At 47.8% G+C, this 18,252-nt stretch carries 16 protein-coding genes; 4 read left to right on the top strand and 12 right to left on the bottom strand.

Going from position 1 to position 18,252, the window contains the following annotated elements; all coding sequences use genetic code 11:
- From WBM30_RS10455 to WBM30_RS10440, 4 genes are all read left to right on the top strand, one after another.
- Entirely contained in the window at positions 1-951 is a 951-nt protein-coding gene (locus WBM30_RS10455; RefSeq protein ID WP_424900658.1) for an osmoprotectant ABC transporter substrate-binding protein, read from the top strand.
- Positions 948-1,625: an ABC transporter permease gene (locus tag WBM30_RS10450; RefSeq protein ID WP_424900657.1), complete on the top strand. Its 678-nt coding sequence runs from the start codon at positions 948-950 to the stop codon at positions 1,623-1,625. Before WBM30_RS10455 ends, WBM30_RS10450 begins: the two co-directional genes overlap by 4 nt.
- 202 nt (positions 1,626-1,827) lie before the next feature.
- Positions 1,828-3,705: an asparagine synthase (glutamine-hydrolyzing) gene (gene asnB, locus WBM30_RS10445; protein ID WP_424900656.1), complete on the top strand. Its 1,878-nt coding sequence runs from the start codon at positions 1,828-1,830 to the stop codon at positions 3,703-3,705.
- Between the two features lie 154 nt (positions 3,706-3,859).
- The gene (locus tag WBM30_RS10440) at positions 3,860-4,480 is read left to right on the top strand and encodes an NAD(P)H-dependent oxidoreductase (RefSeq protein ID WP_424900655.1); all 621 of its coding nucleotides are present in this window, start codon (positions 3,860-3,862) and stop codon (positions 4,478-4,480) included.
- Positions 4,481-4,533: 53 nt separating this feature from the next.
- On the opposite strand, the gene WBM30_RS10435 is transcribed toward WBM30_RS10440, so the two are convergent.
- The 12 genes from WBM30_RS10435 to WBM30_RS10380 all read right to left on the bottom strand — a co-directional run bounded on the left by WBM30_RS10435 (position 4,534) and on the right by WBM30_RS10380 (position 17,968).
- A complete protein-coding gene (locus WBM30_RS10435; RefSeq protein WP_424900654.1) occupies positions 4,534-6,261 on the bottom strand; it encodes a phospho-sugar mutase in 1,728 nt (575 codons plus the stop codon).
- Positions 6,262-6,428: 167 nt separating this feature from the next.
- On the bottom strand, positions 6,429-7,400 hold the full coding sequence (gene trxB, locus WBM30_RS10430; protein ID WP_424900653.1) for a thioredoxin-disulfide reductase: 972 nt from the start codon (positions 7,398-7,400) through the stop codon (positions 6,429-6,431).
- 214 nt (positions 7,401-7,614) lie between these two features.
- Complete coding sequence (gene galU / locus WBM30_RS10425; RefSeq protein ID WP_086629367.1) at positions 7,615-8,508, bottom strand: UTP--glucose-1-phosphate uridylyltransferase GalU; 894 nt, start codon at positions 8,506-8,508, stop codon at positions 7,615-7,617.
- Positions 8,505-9,551 carry an NAD(P)H-dependent glycerol-3-phosphate dehydrogenase gene (locus WBM30_RS10420; protein WP_424900652.1) on the bottom strand — a complete coding sequence of 349 codons (1,047 nt, stop codon included), beginning with the start codon at positions 9,549-9,551 and terminating at the stop codon, positions 8,505-8,507. Before WBM30_RS10420 ends, galU begins: the two co-directional genes overlap by 4 nt.
- A 19-nt stretch (positions 9,552-9,570) precedes the next feature.
- The gene (locus WBM30_RS10415; RefSeq protein WP_424900651.1) at positions 9,571-10,221 is read right to left on the bottom strand and encodes an HAD-IA family hydrolase; all 651 of its coding nucleotides are present in this window, start codon (positions 10,219-10,221) and stop codon (positions 9,571-9,573) included.
- Positions 10,222-10,228: 7 nt separating this feature from the next.
- Positions 10,229-11,065, bottom strand: coding sequence for a prolipoprotein diacylglyceryl transferase (gene lgt, locus WBM30_RS10410; RefSeq protein ID WP_424900650.1), 837 nt, complete (start codon positions 11,063-11,065; stop codon positions 10,229-10,231).
- Positions 11,066-11,087: 22 nt separating this feature from the next.
- The gene (gene hprK / locus WBM30_RS10405; RefSeq protein ID WP_424900649.1) at positions 11,088-12,026 is read right to left on the bottom strand and encodes an HPr(Ser) kinase/phosphatase; all 939 of its coding nucleotides are present in this window, start codon (positions 12,024-12,026) and stop codon (positions 11,088-11,090) included.
- A 228-nt stretch (positions 12,027-12,254) separates the two neighbouring features.
- Complete coding sequence (locus WBM30_RS10400) at positions 12,255-12,599, bottom strand: phage holin family protein (protein WP_086985568.1); 345 nt, start codon at positions 12,597-12,599, stop codon at positions 12,255-12,257.
- The gene (locus tag WBM30_RS10395) at positions 12,599-12,916 is read right to left on the bottom strand and encodes a PspC domain-containing protein (RefSeq protein WP_424900648.1); all 318 of its coding nucleotides are present in this window, start codon (positions 12,914-12,916) and stop codon (positions 12,599-12,601) included. Before WBM30_RS10395 ends, WBM30_RS10400 begins: the two co-directional genes overlap by 1 nt.
- Positions 12,917-12,957: 41 nt before the next feature.
- On the bottom strand, positions 12,958-14,457 hold the full coding sequence (gene liaX / locus WBM30_RS10390) for a daptomycin-sensing surface protein LiaX (protein WP_424900647.1): 1,500 nt from the start codon (positions 14,455-14,457) through the stop codon (positions 12,958-12,960).
- 208 nt (positions 14,458-14,665) lie between these two features.
- Positions 14,666-17,515, bottom strand: coding sequence for an excinuclease ABC subunit UvrA (gene uvrA / locus WBM30_RS10385; RefSeq protein WP_424900646.1), 2,850 nt, complete (start codon positions 17,513-17,515; stop codon positions 14,666-14,668).
- Between the two features lie 105 nt (positions 17,516-17,620).
- Positions 17,621-17,968 carry an ArsR/SmtB family transcription factor gene (locus WBM30_RS10380; protein ID WP_424900688.1) on the bottom strand — a complete coding sequence of 116 codons (348 nt, stop codon included), beginning with the start codon at positions 17,966-17,968 and terminating at the stop codon, positions 17,621-17,623.
- Positions 17,969-18,252: the final 284 nt, after the last annotated feature.

The following is an 18,252-nucleotide window of genomic DNA, read 5'->3' as shown; positions in this document are numbered from 1 at the left end:
ATGAAGAAACATATAAAGAAATGGTTGCTGTTTCCACTGACGTCACTTTTATTGGCAGCCTGCTCCTTGCCTGGCCTTGGCGCATCGGTGAACAATGAAGGCATCGTCATCACTGGTGGGACAACGACAGAAATGCAACTATTGAGTTATATGGTCAGAGGGATGGTCGAACATTACCTGCCGGATGCTTCTGTCGATATGGTAAATAATCTCGGCTCATCGACCCTGAATCATCAAGCTATGATCGGAGGGGATGCGAATATATCGGCTGTCCGCTACACAGGGACGTCACTGACTGGTGAATTGGGCATGGAACCTCTTACGGATCCCGCATTGGCGTTCGAGACGGTCGTCGAAGGCTTCGATGAACAATTCAATCAAGTTTGGTTCCCATCCTACGGGTTTGCCAACACGTATGCCTTCTTGGTGACACGTGAATTTGCCGAAGAAAATAATTTGGAGACCATCAGCGACCTGGCCGCATTGGCCCCTGATTTGAGAGCCGGCGTCGACAACTCCTGGATGGAACGGGAAGGTGACGGTTACGAATCCTTCAAAGAGACCTATGGCTTTGATTTCCAACGTGTCTATCCGATGCAGGTCGGTCTCGTCTACGATGCTTTGCAAGCGGACGAAATGGACATCGTTTTGGGCTATTCCACGGACGGACGGATCGCGAGCTATGACCTGGTCGTTCTCGAAGACGATCTGCAGTTGTTCCCGCCTTATGACGCCAGCCCGGTTGCCACCAAAGAGATTTTGGAGGCCTATCCTGAACTGAAGACCATCCTGTTGAAATTGGAGGATACGCTGACTGACGAGATGATGCAGGCGATGAACTATGAAGTCGATAACGACTTGGTGGAAGCCCAAACGGTCGCCAAAAATTTCCTGGAAGCGAACAGCTATTTTGAAGATAAAGAAGTCACATCCTTAAAGGAGGGAAAATGATGAACCTCAGTGAAATGAATATGCTCCAGCAGCTGCTCTACTATTATAGAGAAAATGCCAGCTATGTCTTCGAACAATTCACCCGCCATTTTCTGATTTCCATTTATGGGGTGCTGTTCGCTGCAATTGTGGCCATCCCGCTCGGTTTCTGGATTGCACGCAATAAAAAACTGGCGGATTGGATTATCGGCGCGGCCAATGTCATCCAGACCATCCCTTCTCTGGCGCTGTTATCCATTTTGATGCTGGGGCTCGGACTCGGTTCGGACACCGTCATTGCCACTGTCTTCCTGTATTCGCTGCTGCCGATCATCAAAAACACCTATACGGGTGTGCGAAATGTGGATGCCGCTCTGTTGGATACGGGTAAAGGCATGGGGATGACACGGATGCAATTGACTTATCTGATCGAATTGCCGTTGTCACTTTCCGTCATTATGGCCGGCTTGCGGAATGCCTTGGTGGTTGCAATCGGCATCACCGCCATCGGCACCTTCATCGGCGCCGGCGGTTTGGGGGATATCATTTCCCGCGGTGTCAATGCGACGAACGGGACAGCAATCATCCTTGCCGGCGCGATCCCAACCGCCCTGATGGCCGTTCTTGCCGATTGGTTGTTGGGTCTGATGGAAAAACGCCTGGATCCCTCCAGTAAAGTTAAACGTACCCGTTGAGTGCTCAAAATACGCAGTGAAGTCGAAGGACAAGGCGGTTCCAGCAAAAATGGATCGCCTTGTCTTTTTGATTTTTGGAAATTTCTCCGTGCTTCTCGATCGGATAATTTCTTTTAATGATTTTCCATTTGTGATAGAATAGATTGGACTCTAGACGGACAGACATTCTGATCTAGCAAGAGATATTTAAGGAGTGATATAAATGTGTGGTTTTGTTGGATATATCCATGGATCGACTGCATGGAACCATCAGGCTGTGATTGAAGGTATGATGAACAGGATCATCCACCGCGGACCAGACAGTGGCGGCATGTATTCTGATGACAAGGTAACGTTAGGCTTCCGCCGCTTGAGCATCATCGACCTTTCCGATAACGGGAAGCAACCGATGTACAGTGCCGACGGAAATTTGGTATTGGTGTTCAATGGCGAAATCTTCAACTTCCAGGAGTTGCGCGAAGATCTGAAGCAAAAAGGGCATGTTTTCCATTCCAAAACGGACAGTGAAGTTTTGATTTACGGATACAAAGAATACGGTTATGATTTCGTGAAACAACTGCGCGGCATGTTCGCGTTCGCAATCTGGGATAAAGTGAACGATACGATGTTCATCGCCCGTGATGGCTTCGGCATCAAACCGTTGTACTATACGACAAACACAACTGACGGCAGCTTGCTTTTCGGTTCTGAAATCAAATCATTTTTGGCTCACCCTGCTTTCATCAAAGAAGTGAACAAAGATGCTTTGCGCCCTTACTTGACGCTGCAATATTCTTCGATGGGCGAAACCTTCTTCAAGGGCGTCCACAAATTGAAACCGGCGCATTATATGGTGCTGAAAGGCAACGATATCCATACGGTCGAATATTGGGACAAAAAATTCCATGCCGAAAACGGCACTTTGGAGAGCTATGTGGAAGAAGTCAAAGCAACAATGGCCGATTCCGTCCGCGCCCACAAAATCAGTGATGTAAAGACAGGCGCTTTCCTGTCCGGCGGCGTCGATTCCAGCCTGATCACAGCTCTGATGAAACCAGAAAAATCCTTTTCGGTCGGCTTCTCCGAATATGAAAAAATGTTCAACGAAACCAACCAGGCTGCCGATCTTTCCGAAATCTTGGGCATCGAGAATGTCCGCAAGTACATTTCTCCTGAAGAAGCTTTCCATGCCCTGCCTACCATCCAATACCATATGGATGAACCGCAATCAAATCCGTCTTCCGTTCCGTTGTATTTCTTAGCTGAATTGGCGAAGAAAGACGTGACGGTCGTACTTTCGGGTGAAGGCGCAGATGAAATTTTTGGCGGCTACTCTTGGTATGAACCATCCAAGAAAATGGAGACTTATGAAAAAGTCCCTTACAGCCTAAGAAAAGGCATCGGCAACTTGGCCCACAAACTGCCGAAGAATACTTTGACGACCTTCCTGGTCAAAGGCGGCCAAAAACTGGAAGAACGCTTCATCGGCCAGGCCATCGTCTGGGACGAAGAAGAAGCTGTGGATATCCTGAAGCCAGCATACAAAAATGGCCCGGATATCCGCTCGATCACCAAACCGATCTATGACGAAGTCAAAGGCCAAGATGATGTGACGAAGATGCAGTATCTCGATCTGAACCTTTGGATGCCTGGGGATATCCTGTTGAAAGCCGACAAGATGAGCATGGCCCACTCGTTGGAGCTGCGCGTACCTTTCCTGGACAAAGAAGTCATGGAATTGGCGAAACGCATCCCATCGGATTACCGCGTCAACGAAATCGATACGAAATATGTGCTGCGTCGAGCGGCTGCCGATGTCCTTCCGGAAGAATGGGCGAAACGTCCTAAATTGGGCTTCCCTACTCCTATCCGTCACTGGTTGCGTGAAGAAGAATTCTACAACGAAGTCAGAAAAGCTTTCGCTTCCGACTATGCAGCAGAATTTTTCGACACCGACAAGCTTGTGCAGATTCTCGATGACAACTACACGAAGAAATTGGATTACGGCCGTCAAATCTGGACTGCCTACATCTTCCTCGTCTGGTACAAACGTTTCTTCATCGATGAAACGCCTCTGTCCGCGGAAGCTTTCGTAGCTTAGGATTGCTGATTGAAAATGCAAAAGAGAGTTGCCCGACAAGGGTAACTCTCTTTTTTCACCTGTTCCTCTCGTTTGCAGGTAGTGGTTATGCTTTCTCATCTTGGCATGTAAATGGTATCATATAGGTATAAAAAGTTGGAAAGAAGGTTATTCTATGGCCAGAGTTTTAGTTGTGCGCGCGCATCCGTTCGATAGCAGCGTCTCCCGTTCCATGAAAGTCCTGGATGCTTTTCTGGAGGAATACAAAGCTGTGAATCCTTACGATCGCATCAAAGACATGAATCTTTACGAAGTTGCCATCCCAGAAATCGACCGGGATCTTCTGACTGCCTGGAAGGAATTGTCTAAAGGCGTGCTGTTTGATCAATTGACTTCCCGCCAACAGGAAAAAGTGACGCTATTCAATCACTACACTGATGATTTCTTGTCCATGGACAAGATCATTATCGCCAATCCTCTATGGAACATGCATGTACCTGGGCGCCTGAAAACGTGGATCGATACCATCACGGTCGCCGGACAAACGTTCCGTTACACGGAATCGGGAGCAGTCGGAATGGTCCCAGATAAAAAATTATTGCATATCCAAGCTAACGGAGGAGTCTTCGACGGAAGCGACCCTGCCAGCCAGTACATTAAGAGCATTTTCCGCTTCCTAGGAGTCGAAGAAATCTCGCAACTGTTCGTTGAGGGGATGGATACATACCCGGACCGTGCCGATGAAATCGTTGCGGATGCAATCGAAAAAGCCAAACAATTGGCCAAAACTTTCTGATAAACCTTCAAACAAAAAAAGAAGCCCGCGGGCTTCTTTTTTTCTTGAATTCCTTATTCAGCTGTCAAAGTACGGATGCTTGCCTCGAAAGCAGCGACTTTTTCGTCGACTGCAGCTTGGCTCTCAGCCTTCGCACCGATATAGAATTTGATTTTTGGTTCTGTTCCGCTTGGACGGATAGCGATCCAGCTGCCATCCTCCAGGAAGTATTTCAGCACATTCGAGCTCGGCATATCAATGCTTTCTGTGGAGCCGTCTGTGAATGTCTTCGTTGAGTTGCCGAAGTCTTCCGTAATCGATACGGCGATGCCTGCGAAGTCATCCGGTGCTTCCGACCGGAATTTGGCCATCAGCGCTTTGATCTTTTCTGCTCCGGTGATGCCGGACATCGTGACGGAAATCGTCTGTTCTTTATAGTAGCCGTGCGTTTCGAAGATTTCAACCAAACCGTCATACAACGTTTGGCCTTTTTTCTTATAGTAAGCCGCTACTTCAGCAATCAGCACTAGGGCTTGGATAGCGTCTTTGTCGCGTACGAATGGTTTTGCCAGATAGCCATAGCTTTCCTCGAAACCGAACAAGAATTCCTTGCTGTGGTCTTCTTCGTACTGTTTGATTTTTTCTGCGATGAATTTGAATCCAGTCAGAACATCCACCATATCCGCACCGTAAGATTTTGCGATTGCGGTCGGCAACTCACTGGATACGATCGATTTAAGCGCTGTGCCGTTGGCGGGTAATGTGCCGGCTGCTTTTTTCGCGCGCAATAAGTAATCCAGCATCAATGCAGCGATTTGGTTACCAGTCAAAACAACGTACTCGCCCTTTGCTTTACGGACGGCCGCACCCAAGCGGTCAGCATCCGGATCGGTCGCGACCAAAATATCAGCATCCAGTTCCGTACCCAGTTTGATGGCGTATTCGAATGCGCCTGCTTCTTCTGGGTTCGGTGATTTCACGGTGGAGAAGTTTGGATCGGCCACTGCCTGTTCCGGCACGAGGTAGATACCTTCAAAACCGGCATTCTTCAAGGCACGTTCACCCATCATCTGCCCGGTGCCATGCAGGGGAGTGAAGACCAATTTCATTTCTTTGCTCATTTCATGGACAAGGGCTGGATCGACAGTCACTGTTTTGACTAGATCAAGGTAAGTTGCATCGATCTCTTCCCCTAGCATTTTGATCAAGCCAGCTGCCTTCAGCTCTGCTTCATCACCCACTTGGATCGTCAGTGGATTTTCGATTGCTCTTACATATTCAGTCAAAGCGTCTGCATCGTCAGGAGTCATCTGGCCGCCGTCGTCTCCATATACTTTATAGCCGTTATAATCAGCCGGATTATGGCTCGCTGTGATCATGATCCCCGTTAGCGCATTCAAATGTCTTACCGCAAAGGACAACTCGGGTGTTGGTCGCAAGCTTTCAAAAACGAAAGCCGGAATACCGTGCGCACCCAATGTTTTCGCTGCCTCCATCGCGAACTCCGGAGATTGATGTCTGGAATCGTAAGCGATCGCGACGCCACGTTTTTTCTCTTCTTCACCTTTCGCTTCCATCAAACGGGCCAATCCTTCGGTCGCTTGGCGTACTGTGTAGATGTTCATCCGGTTGATGCCGACTCCCAGGATGCCGCGCATTCCGGCAGTCCCGAATTCCAGCGGAGCAAAAAAAGCATCTTTCAGTGCTTCTTCATTTCCCTCCAAAGATTTTAATTCTTCTTTTAATGTAGGTTCTAATAAGGCAAAATTATTCCATTGTGCGATGGTTTCTTGATAAGACATTTTCATCATCCTTCCCATATTAGTTTAGCCATATTATAACATTATTTGCATGCCAATTGAGCGAAAAGATGGAATCTACAAAAAAAGTTCACGCTCTGAAATCAGAGCGTGAACTTTGGTGATATTTATCGGTGTGACAACAAATTTACTGTTGCACTGATGATCTTTCAGTCAGCTGTCTCGGCAGCAGCTTCAGCAGCTGCCAGACGGTCATGCAAGTCTTCGATGTAAGAAAAAGCACGGTTCCCGGCTTCCCCACCATCTCCGACAGCAGTCGTGATTTGGCGCAGCAGTTTCTGGCGCACATCACCGATGGCAAAGATGCCCGGTACGGCCGTTTCCATATGCTCATTCGTGATGATCCAGCCTTCTTCATCCGTGATTCCCAGATCAAGGAAAGCATCCGATTGCGGCAAGATGCCGACGTAGATAAAGACGCCGTCCACAGCATTTTCGGTGATTTCATTGGTATTTTTGTTCCGGATCACTACACCCGTGACTTTTTGTCCGTCTCCCTTGATTTCTTCCACAAAGGAATCCCAAGTGAAGGAAACTTTCTCATTCTTGAAGGCACGGTCTTGGATGATTTTTTGGGCGCGCAAGGCATCGCGTCTGTGCACGATGTTCACATCCGCAAATTGCGTCAAGTAAGCCCCTTCTTCTACGGCAGAGTCTCCGCCGCCGATCACTGCCAATTTTTTGCCTTTAAAGAAGGCACCATCACAGACGGCACAATAGGAAACGCCGCGGCCATTATACTGCTCCTCACCAGGAACACCCAACTTGCGGTGGTAAGAGCCGGTCGCGATGATGACAGCACGCGTTTTATAGGATTTTTTGCCTGCTTCGACGATGCGGTAATCGCCATCGACAACAATGCGTTTTACATCGCCATAAACGTGCTCCGCCCCGAATTGCATGGTGCTTTCGTACATCCTTTCAGCCAATTCCGGACCCAAAATCGATTTGAAGCCCGGATAATTTTCGACTTCGGCTGTATTGTTCATCTCCCCTCCAGGGATGCCACGCTCCAACAATAAGGTGCTCAAATTCGAACGGGAGGCATAAAGCGCCGCAGTCATTCCGCCTGGTCCGGCTCCGATGACGATGACGTCATAAATTTTTTCAGTTTGTTCCATGTTTAGTGTATCTCCTTCTGGTGTTAAGTCTGTTCCGGTCTGGTGCCGAAATCTGGTTCTTATTCAGTTTACTCTGACTTTATTTTTTGTGCCACAATTCTGCTCAGGGGCCACGTTGATGGAGAAGAAGCCGAGCCATGAATCGCAGAACGATTGATGGCTCGGCCTCTCTTATTTTATTCAAAAATCAATTGGCTTTGGATCACCTAAATGGCTACTTGCCTTCGTCCTCGGCAGCCAACTTTTCGCCCAGTTCCACCAGATAATTTTTCAATTTATCTTTTATTTCAGGATGGGTCAGACCGTAGGAAATGCTAGTCGTCAGGAAACCGAATTTGTCTCCGACATCAAACCGCTTGCCGTCGAAGCGTTTTGCAAAGACGCGTTGCGTTTGGTTCAGCGTGTCGATGGCGTCGGTCAATTGGATTTCCCCGCCGGCACCCGGGTTCTGATTTTCCAGAATTTCGAAAATTTCTGGAGTCAGCAAGTAGCGGCCGATGATCGCCAAATTACTCGGAGCATCTTCCGGATTCGGTTTTTCGACGAATCTGCGGACGTTGAACAGGCCTGGTTCCAGTTCCTGATCGGGATCGATGATGCCGTACTTGGATGTTTCTTCATGCGGCACTTCCATCACAGCGATGTTCGAAGCATGTGTGCGCTCGTAAGCATCCATCAATTGTTTGGTCAACGGCACTTCATCTTCCATCAGATCATCCCCGAGCATGACCACAAAAGGCTCATCGCCGACAAAGGCTTTTGCCTGCAGAACCGCATGGCCCAATCCCAATGGATAAGACTGGCGGACGAAATGGATGCGCAAACCGGTCGTTTCCTGCACCAATTCAAGCAATTCATTTTTGCCTTTTTCGCGCAGATTCGCTTCCAACTCGATGTTTGAATCAAAATGGTCTTCGATCGGGCGTTTGCTTTTTCCGGTTACGATCAGGATATCTTCAATGCCTGATGCTATCGCTTCTTCGACAATGAATTGAATGGTCGGCTTATCGACGATCGGCAACATTTCTTTTGCCATCGCTTTCGTTGCCGGTAAAAAACGCGTTCCGAATCCTGCAGCAGGAATCACTGCTTTTCTGACTTTCTTCATATTGACTGGCTCCCCTTTTCCACATTTTGAGAAGATTGTTCCGCTTTGCCTTCGCGCAGCATCAATTCCTCGATTGCTTTTTTGACATCGACTTTCTCGTACAACACTTTATAGATGGCTTCCGTGATCGGCATTTCGATGCCTTTTTCTTTAGCCAATTCATAAGCGGCTTTGGTTGTCGCCACGCCTTCAACGACCATTCCCATGTTGTTCAGCACTTCATCCAGATCATGGCCTTTTCCGATCAGGTCCCCAGCTCGCCAGTTCCGCGAGTGGCGGCTTGTGCCGGTAACGATCAGATCGCCTACCCCGCTCAAACCGAAGAAGGTCATTGGATCGGCTCCAAAGGCTGTGCCTAGTCGGCTGATTTCAGCTAATCCGCGCGTCATCAAAGCCGCTTTCGCGTTGTCGCCATAGCCTAACCCATGGAGCGCTCCTGCACCTACGGCGATGATATTCTTCAAAGCAGCGCCTAACTCAACTCCAATGACATCCGTGTTCCGGTAGACCCGGAAATAGGGATTCATGAATAGTTTTTGCACATAACCTGCATCTTCTTCGCTCTCGGATGCGGCAGTGATTGTTGTGATGTCTTTTTTGGCCACTTCTTCCGCATGGCTCGGTCCGGAAAGGACGACTAAGCTATCGTACTTTTCAGCCGGAATCTCTTCCTGGATGATGACGGAAATCCGTTTATGCGTATCCTGCTCCAAACCTTTGCTGGCGTGGATCAGATGCGGCTTTGTTTGGCCATCCAATAACGATGCGACTTCTTTCGCGACTACGCGGATCGCTTTTGTCGGCAGTACGAACAAGAGCGCATCTGCTTCGTTTATGGCGGCTTTCAGATTGGTGTATCCCACAATCGCTTCACTCAACTTGGCACCTGGCAAGTAATGCTCATTCGTATGCTGTTCGTTGATTTCTTTGATTTGCTTCGGGTCATTCCCCCAGAGACGGACATCATGCCCATTCTCATCCAATACCATTGATAAGGCTGTACCCCAAGATCCTGCCCCCAACACGGCGACTTTTTGTTTCATTTTGTTCGCTTCCCCTCGATTAGACTCTCACGCCGGAAAGAATGTACTCTTCCAACTCCTGTGGATCTTTGACTATTTTTGTTGGCCGATATGGTTGGATGAAGGCAGTCGTTTTTTCGGACCAGCCTACAAAAATGCTTGTGATGCCCGCATTATTGCCTGCGACTATATCGTGGTGATTGTCTCCGACCATTACGCTGGTTTCCCTTTCGGCGTTCAGACGATCCATAGCCAGGAATAGTGATTCGGGATCGGGCTTCGGTTGCGAAAAATCGCCTGAGCCGAGGATCGTATCAAAATAATCCGTGATGCCGAGGATAGCGATACCGCGTTTCAGCACATCGCTGCGCTTCGTCGATACGACGCCCAAGCTGAGGCCTTCTTGTTTGAGGTTCTCAAGCACTTCTTTGATGCCTGGAAACATGCCGATCATTTCATCATGCTTCTCAAGCATGACTTCCCTGTAGCGGGCGACCAGTTCATCCTGTCGCCCTTGATCAAGATTCCCGTATATTTCCTCTAAACTTGGACCGTTGAACTGGGCCATTTCCTCTTTTTTGAACCGGCCCGGAAAATTTTCCTCCATGACGACGAAGTGGCTTTCGCTGATTAGTCGGTTTGTGTCGGCAATCGTGCCATCAAAATCAAATAATACTGTTTTAAAATTCATTCCCTTATTACGCTCCCTTTCTGGTGATATCCGCGTAATAGGGGTCAGGCGGATAATTATTTCTGCGTCTGTAAGCCCAGACTCCCATCGCTCCAAGGAACAGCAGGATGGACAGCGCCTGTGAAACCCGGATAGGTCCGAATAGATACAGGCTGTCCGTGCGCATGCCTTCGATGAAGAAGCGGCCGAACGAGTACCACATGACATAAGTGAACATCACTTCACCTACACGCAAGAGCTGGCCTTTTCTGCGCAGGAACAGGATCAGCACAAAACCGGTCAACGACCAAAGTGATTCGTACAAGAAAGTCGGGTGGTAATATATTCCGTTGATGTTCATCTGTTCAATGATGAATTTGGGCAGGAACAAATTCTCCAAAAAGGCGCGGCTGACTTCCTCACCATGCGCTTCCTGGTTCATGAAATTCCCCCATCTGCCGATGGATTGCGCAATCAAGACTGCGGGTGCCAAAATATCCATCGTCAATGCAAAAGAAATCCCTTTTCGTTTTGTGTACCAGTAAATTGTCAAAATACCGGCTATCAATGCCCCATAAATGGCGATGCCACCATTCCAAATCTGAATGATTTCGCCCGGGTTCTGCAAATAATAATCCAATTCAAACAATACATAGTAAATGCGGGCGCCTATGATTCCAAGCGGTATCGTCCAGAACATCATATCGACAATAAAATCCGGATCCAACCCTTTGTTCTCGGCCTCTTTCGTCGCCAATGTCATGGCAATCAGGATGCCTATCGCGATGATGACACCATACCAACGGATTTCCAACCCACCGAACGACAATGCGACCGGGTTCAATGCGGCTATCAAGTTAATCATTTATCTACTCCTTCATTCATGCCTAATCATTTTTTTGGGCATTCTCTTTTATCAAAGCTTCCAAATTTCTTTCGAAAGTCTCAGCGGCATTGTAGCCCATGGTTTTCGCACGGAAATTCATGGCTGCCACTTCGATGATGATCGCAAGATTTCGCCCTGTCTTTACCGGAATCGTGATTTTAGGGATGCCGACATCCAGAATGTTCACGATTTCTTCTGTGCTGCCCAGACGCTCGAATTTCTTGTCTTTGCTCCAAAGCTCCAGGTTGACGATCAGATTGACTTCATTTGTCTGTTTGACTGCGCCTGCCCCGAACAGCGTCATCACATCGATGATGCCGATACCGCGGATTTCGATCAGATGGCGCAGGATTCCCGGTGCTTCACCGATCAGTGTATTTTCATCATGTTGGTACAGATCAACGCGATCGTCAGCAACCAGACGGTGTCCCTTTTGGATCAATTCCAAAGCCGTTTCCGACTTCCCGACGCCGCTGTCCCCTGTAATCATGACGCCCATTCCAAAAACATCCACGAAAACCCCGTGCATAGAAACCCGTTCCGCCAACTTGCCTTCAAGGAAATTGGTGATGTTACTGGATACTCTTGTCGTTCTGGACTGCGCCGAAAGAATCGGTATGCCGGCTTCCTGAGCGGCTTTCGTCAATTCTGTTGGCGCCTGCAGCTTGCGTCCGATAACGAAGCAAGGTGTCTCTTTGCTGCATAGTCGCCTCATGACGATCAGGCGCTCTTCGGCGGTCATCCTCTCGATGAATGTCAGTTCCGTTTTCCCCAACAACTGGATACGGGCCGACGGGTAGAAATTAAAGAAACCTGTCAACTCGACGCCGGGTCTGGAGATTTCGCTGGTCGTGATTTTGTTTTCTAAAAATTCTGCTCCGCTCAGTACAATATAACCTGAAGAATCCACTAATTCCTTTACAGTGACTGTATTCGCCATTCTTATCCCTCGCTCTATCATTTAATTTCCTGACCCCGATCAGGCAGGATTTTTTACATTTTCGTCTTGCCGCAAACCATGATTGCATCGCTTGTGGTTTATTGTATTCCTATCCATCATAACATTTTATGCATGCATACGAAAGAACAAAAAGGCAGCTGAAACAATCGTTTCAGCTGCCTTACTTTATGTTATTTGGTGCTAAGCACCGCAGCGTAACCCTGTTGGTTAACGCGCGTCATCCCTGTTCAGGAACATATGCACGATCGACATGATCAAAGCCACTAGGAACGCTGTGCCGTAGCTCGTGAAGTGGAATCCGGGACCGACCAACCAAGACGTAAGATACAGCATAAATCCATTGATGACGAAGCTGAACAAGCCGAACGTAAGGATCGTGATCGGGAACGAGAGGATTGAAAGCACAGGTTTGATCAAAAAGTTGACGATGCCTAAAATGATGCTGGCCCAAAATGCCGTCCAAAGGCTATGCACATAGAACGAAGGTGCCATAAAATAAGCCAGAGCGATGAACACTAACGAATTGACGGCCGCTTTCTTCCAAAATCCCATCAAAAATCACTCCAGTCGTCCTCTTCTTGTTTTTCCACTGGTTTTGCTTCTTTTACAGATCTATAGGCATCGGAACTGCGACGGGATGATGAAGAACCATATTTACCACCGAATGATTGTCCATCTCCGCTTTGGCCCGGTTCAGGCATCAGTACAGCCATCAGGATGTACAGCAATACAGGCGATCCGACACCCGCAAATACGGAAATCAGAAATATCACACGCACAATCGTCGAGTCGATGCCGAAGTATTCGGAAATACCTCCCAGAACACCGCTGACTTGTCTGTCTGTAGCAGATTTAGTTAATTTTTTCATGTTCGTTCTCTCCTTATATAGGCCATTTATTGTCGCTATTTTTAGTTATTTTTTAAGAATATGTTTCCTGTTGTTGTCTTTAATTCTACCATAACCGGCGCTTCCTCGTCCATTCGTCTGAATTCCAAGTACTTGTTGGTGTGTTCATTTTTTTGACGGATGATTTCAATGTTTTCCATCCGATTCATGATTTTTCCCAAAGAGCTGCTGGCTTTCACTTCTGCACTTTTGGCAGCCGGCAAGGACAGTTTGACGGAACCGTTGACGGAGCTGGCTTGAATTTGTTTTGCGTTGGTTCCCGGATAGGAAAGTTTCACATCGCCGTTCACAACGGAAACAGTTGCGCTGATGACATCACTCTTGATCGTCAGACTGCCGTTTATGGTCTTCGCCAGAACATCAACGATCGTGCTTTCTGAAACATCCAGATTCCCATTGACGCCATCCGTCTCCAACATGATGGCCTTGAGACCTGAGATGACCATATTGCCATTGGTGGATTTGATGTAAAAATCTTTTCCTTCAATGTTTTTCAAAGTTGCATTCCCGTTCAACATCTTGATTGCGACATAATCGTATTCGCGTTTCGGCAAGGAGACGACGATATCGCATTTCACTCTTTTGTTCGGAACGCGGAAAGTAAATTTATCCTCATCCATCACCAGCGTGCTCCGAGCATCGAATGCTTCCTTCGCTGTCGCTTCTTCAGTTTTCCCATAGATTTTCACATCTGCGGCGACCGAAATGGTTTCGTTATCCCAACGCTGCAACGTCACGTTGCCGTTTGCCAGTTGGAAGTCAAGAATCGTCGCTGTATTTTGATCGAATGTGAATTCATGCTGGAATTTGCTGGTGATCAATCCAGGAATCTTGATGTTGAAATCAGTGTCCTTCCAATCGACATTCTCTACGACCGTTTGCACCGTGTCAGTCAAAAATTTGCTCAATTGTGCGCCTGCTTTGGTGAGGCGATCCGTGAAATTGGTGGCTGTGTCTTTCCATTCCTCTTTATTGCCCAGTTTCTCGCCAAAGGATTTCACGCTGTTTTCCACATGCTCCTTCTTGAGGCTGCGCATTTTTTGTTCCATCTCGACTTTTTCGGCTTCCAGTGCGGCAGCTTGCCCACGCAGACCATCCAGCTCTTCATCCAAGCGCATCAGCGTGATTTCTTGTTCGCCCGTCAAATCACCCAGTTCATCGGCTGTCGCCAATTCTTGCCTTTTTTCGGCTTTGTCGTTGATCTGTTTTTTCAGCGATTGCAGTGCGTCGCCCTTCGCATCGATCTGAGAGGAAAAATAGGAAATTTCGCTAGCCAGTTCATCCAAAATCTTTTCCAAATTTTCACGGTCTTTCCGCTCTTGATCGGTTTGCTCTGTATAATCTGATGCAGCATCATGTTTATCGGTAAAATCTTGCTGCTGATTCAATTTCACAGCATCTTTTCCTTCGCGCTTCGCAATGTTTTCCAAAAGTACCAAAGCTTCTTCTGTGGTGATGATGCCTTCTCTTACCAACGCCAAAATACGGTCTCTTTCATTCATGGTAGTTCCTCCTTGATGGTTATCCATTTATTTATTCACTGACATGGGACAGTTTGCCTATTTCTGATTATCTGTTGCTTATGTTCCTATTATGCCCAATTTCCATCCCCTTGTCATAGGTCTAAAGATTGATTTTCCCTTCAGTAGAAATGACTAGAGAGTAGCGGGTACACTAAAAGGCCACCCGGAATCGGCTGGCCTTTGCTGTCTATTTTGTCTTTTTGTTTCTTGCTTTATCCCGTTCCAGAATGGGTTTCAGGAATTGGCCGGTGTAGCTTCCTTTCACTTCGGCGATTTCTTCTGGAGTTCCGGTCGCGAGTACGGTTCCCCCGCCGGCTCCGCCTTCAGGTCCCATATCGATGATGTAATCGGCCGTTTTGATTACGTCGAGATTGTGTTCGATCACGACAATCGTATTGCCGGCTTCTACCAATCGGTCCAAAACCTGCAACAATCTGGCGATATCGTGCGTATGCAATCCCGTAGTAGGTTCATCCAGTATATAGAATGTCTTCCCGCTGGATACGCGTTGCAGTTCACTGGCCAATTTCATCCGTTGGGCTTCACCGCCGGATAGAGTAGTGGCTGGTTGTCCTAATGTAACATAGCCAAGGCCGACATCGACGATAGTCTGCAATTTGCGTCTGATTTTAGGAATGGCTTCAAAATAGGCCAAAGCTTCCTCAATCGTCATATCCAACACTTGAGCGATGTTTTTGCCTTTGTATTGCACTTCCAAAGTTTCTGAATTGTAACGCGTGCCATGACAGACTTCGCAAGGCACGTAGACATCCGGCAAGAAATGCATCTCGATCTTCAGAATGCCGTCGCCGCGGCAGGCTTCACAACGCCCACCCTTGACGTTGAAGCTAAACCGGCCTTTTTTGTAGCCGCGTATTTTGGCTTCGTTGGTGCTGGCAAAAAGGTCGCGCATGTCATCGAAAACGCTGGTATATGTTGCTGGATTGCTTCGCGGTGTCCGTCCGATCGGGCTTTGATCGATATCGATTACTTTCTCCAGACCTTCGAAACCGCTGATTGTCTTGAATTTGCCCGGTTTTTCTTTCGTACGCGTCAATTCTTTGGCCAGGGCCGTCTTCAGGACATTATTGACCAAGGAGCTCTTACCCGAACCAGAGACGCCTGTGACTGCCACAATTTTCCCTAGAGGAAAAGCCGCGTCCACATTCTTCAGATTATTTTCAGTGGCGCCAGTGATTTCCACGGCTCCTTTGTCTTCTGTCCTTCGCGTCTCCGGAACCGGGATGAACAATTTCCCTGACAGGTATTTCCCGGTCAGCGATTTTTTGTTTTTCATGACTTGTTCAGGCGTACCGGCAGCCACAATTTCGCCACCGAGTTCACCTGCACCTGGTCCGATATCGATCAGATAATCCGCCTGCATCATCGTGTCTTCATCATGCTCCACAACAATCAGCGTATTCCCGAGGTCGCGCATGTTTTTCATCGATTCGATCAACCGATTGTTGTCGCGCTGATGCAACCCGATGGATGGCTCATCCAAAATGTAGAGCACACCGGACAGGTTGGAGCCTATTTGCGTCGCCAAGCGGATCCGCTGCGCTTCCCCTCCGGAAAGCGTGCCCGCTGTCCGACTCAAGGTCAAGTAGTCCAGGCCGACGTTCTTCAGGAAAGTCAATCGGGACAAAATTTCCTTCAGGATAGGCGCCGCAATCTGTTTCTCTTGTTCCGAAAGAGAAATCCCCTCGAAGAAGGCGACCGCATTTTCAATGGAAAACTCCGTGACTTGACCGATGTCGTGTTGGGCCACCTTCACGGATAAGGCCTGCTCATTCAAACGATAGCCGTGGCAAGTATGGCAGGGCAGCTCGGTCATGTATTGGCGCATCGCTTCGCGCGTAAAATCGCTCGATGTCTCTTTGTAGCGTCGATTGACATTGGTGATGACCCCTTCAAAAGGGATATCGACATCCCGGACACCGCCGAATTCATTCTGGTAATGGAAATGGAACAATTCGCCTTCAGCACCATAGAGCAGCTTCTGCTGGGTAGCGGAACTAAGTTCAGCGTAAGGAAGATCCATATCAATCCCGTTTTGGACACAAAATTGGCGCAGCATTTCCGGGTAGTAATTCGAACTGATCGGGTTCCAAGGCACCAACGCACCTTCATTTAAGGAAAGCTGTTTATCCTGAACGATCACGTCAGGATCGACTTCCAATTTCATCCCTAATCCATCACATTCGGAACAGGCTCCGTAGGGCGCATTGAAAGAAAACAGGCGCGGTTCAATTTCACCGATCGTAAATCCACAATAAGGACAGGCGTGGTGCTCACTGAACAAAAGCTCTTCACTGCCGATAACATCAACGATGGCGTATCCATCGGCCAAATGCAGTGCCGCTTCGATCGAATCGAAAATCCGCGAACGGATGCCCTCCTTGATGACCAGCCTATCCACAACGATAGCGATATCGTGTTTTTTATTCTTTTCCAATTCAATGTCCTCAGAGACATCAAACAACTCTCCATCGACGCGGACACGGACGTAGCCTTGTTTTTTGATGTCTTCAAATATTTTTTTGTGCTGCCCTTTTTTCCCTTTGATGATCGGTGCCAGTATCTGCAGTTTCGTGCGTTCCGGAAGCTCAAGAACCTGATTCACCATCTGTTCGGGCGATTGGCTGCTGATCGGCGTGCCATCATTCGGACAAATCGGGTGACCCACACGGGCAAAAAGCAGTCGCAGGAAGTCATTGACTTCTGTAACTGTACCGACAGTCGAACGTGGATTACGGTTCGTCGTCTTTTGATCGATGGCAATCGCTGGGCTCAAGCCATCGATGCTGTCCACATCCGGTTTGTCCATCTGGCCCAAAAACTGGCGTGCATAGGCGGAGAGGCTTTCCACATAGCGTCTTTGTCCTTCTGCATAAAGCGTATCGAAAGCCAACGAGCTCTTACCAGATCCGGAAAGACCGGTCATGACGACAAGCTTATCCCTTGGGATGGTAACATCTATATTCTTCAAATTGTGCGAACGGGCTCCCCGTACGATGATTTGGTCTTTTGCCATATTTTCAGATCCCTCTTTGACTTATTCTTTGGTTTTCGTCTGTTTCCTATTCTCTTTCAGTATACCATATCAACCCCGAAAAAGAACACTAGTTCGCACGAGTGGTCATTGTTTTTTCTTGTCCGCTGTAGCTGTCTCTGCATCGTTTTGTGCCTCTTCCCGCCCGTGTTCGGCATGTTCGACAGCCAAATGCAGGATTGCGTAGACATGCTGATCATCTTGACTGTAGAGGATATTTTTCCCGCTTCTTCTGCTCTTCACTAACTTCGCTTCCCGCAATTTTTTCAGTTGGTGCGACACCGCCGATTGCTCCAAGTCCAGTTCCTCTGCGATGGCATTAACGTTCAGTTCCCGATTTTCCAATACATGGAGAATCAAAAAACGGGTCGGGTCGCCGATTAATTTGAAAATTTTCGTAACTGCTAATATCGTTTCTATATTCAAGTCTGACATCATCTCACTTAGACCCCTATCCCTTACCTTCAATCCTTATTTTAGCAAATTCATCCGTTCTATGAAAGCTATTGCCCTTGCTGACAAAGGCAAGCGAACTGGTTTAGCTTAAGATCCGAAATGACGCAGAAAACAAAAAAGCGTTGCGGCACCTTTTTGATAAGCTCCCAATAAAGTAGACAGTAGAAATAACAAAAATTTCTATTCTACTTTATTGGGGGTTTTTTTATGCGAATAAATAGGCGTTGGACTGTGGAAGAAAAAGTAAACATCGTTAAAAAATA

This window comes from Trichococcus sp., assembly GCF_049684335.1.
Classification (GTDB): Bacteria; Bacillota; Bacilli; order Lactobacillales; family Aerococcaceae; genus Trichococcus.
The sequence above is the reverse complement of the archived record's forward strand: the minus strand, read 5'-3'. Positions and strand labels throughout refer to the sequence as shown.

Coding starts and splice junctions, on each gene's coding strand:
- WBM30_RS10400 (WP_086985568.1), bottom strand. CDS start 12,599: ATGGGATTTTGGAAGAAAGCGGCCGTCAATTCGTTAGTGTTCATCGCT.
- liaX (WP_424900647.1), bottom strand. CDS start 14,457: ATGAATGAAAGAGACCGTATTTTGGCGTTGGTAAGAGAAGGCATCATC.
- WBM30_RS10420 (WP_424900652.1), bottom strand. CDS start 9,551: ATGAAACAAAAAGTCGCCGTGTTGGGGGCAGGATCTTGGGGTACAGCC.
- galU (WP_086629367.1), bottom strand. CDS start 8,508: ATGAAGAAAGTCAGAAAAGCAGTGATTCCTGCTGCAGGATTCGGAACG.
- hprK (WP_424900649.1), bottom strand. CDS start 12,026: ATGGCGAATACAGTCACTGTAAAGGAATTAGTGGATTCTTCAGGTTAT.
- WBM30_RS10380 (WP_424900688.1), bottom strand. CDS start 17,968: ATGTCAGACTTGAATATAGAAACGATATTAGCAGTTACGAAAATTTTC.
- WBM30_RS10455 (WP_424900658.1), top strand. CDS start 1: ATGAAGAAACATATAAAGAAATGGTTGCTGTTTCCACTGACGTCACTT.
- WBM30_RS10450 (WP_424900657.1), top strand. CDS start 948: ATGATGAACCTCAGTGAAATGAATATGCTCCAGCAGCTGCTCTACTAT.
- WBM30_RS10415 (WP_424900651.1), bottom strand. CDS start 10,221: ATGAATTTTAAAACAGTATTATTTGATTTTGATGGCACGATTGCCGAC.
- WBM30_RS10440 (WP_424900655.1), top strand. CDS start 3,860: ATGGCCAGAGTTTTAGTTGTGCGCGCGCATCCGTTCGATAGCAGCGTC.
- uvrA (WP_424900646.1), bottom strand. CDS start 17,515: ATGGCAAAAGACCAAATCATCGTACGGGGAGCCCGTTCGCACAATTTG.
- WBM30_RS10435 (WP_424900654.1), bottom strand. CDS start 6,261: ATGTCTTATCAAGAAACCATCGCACAATGGAATAATTTTGCCTTATTA.
- WBM30_RS10395 (WP_424900648.1), bottom strand. CDS start 12,916: ATGAAAAAATTAACTAAATCTGCTACAGACAGACAAGTCAGCGGTGTT.
- trxB (WP_424900653.1), bottom strand. CDS start 7,400: ATGGAACAAACTGAAAAAATTTATGACGTCATCGTCATCGGAGCCGGA.
- asnB (WP_424900656.1), top strand. CDS start 1,828: ATGTGTGGTTTTGTTGGATATATCCATGGATCGACTGCATGGAACCAT.
- lgt (WP_424900650.1), bottom strand. CDS start 11,065: ATGATTAACTTGATAGCCGCATTGAACCCGGTCGCATTGTCGTTCGGT.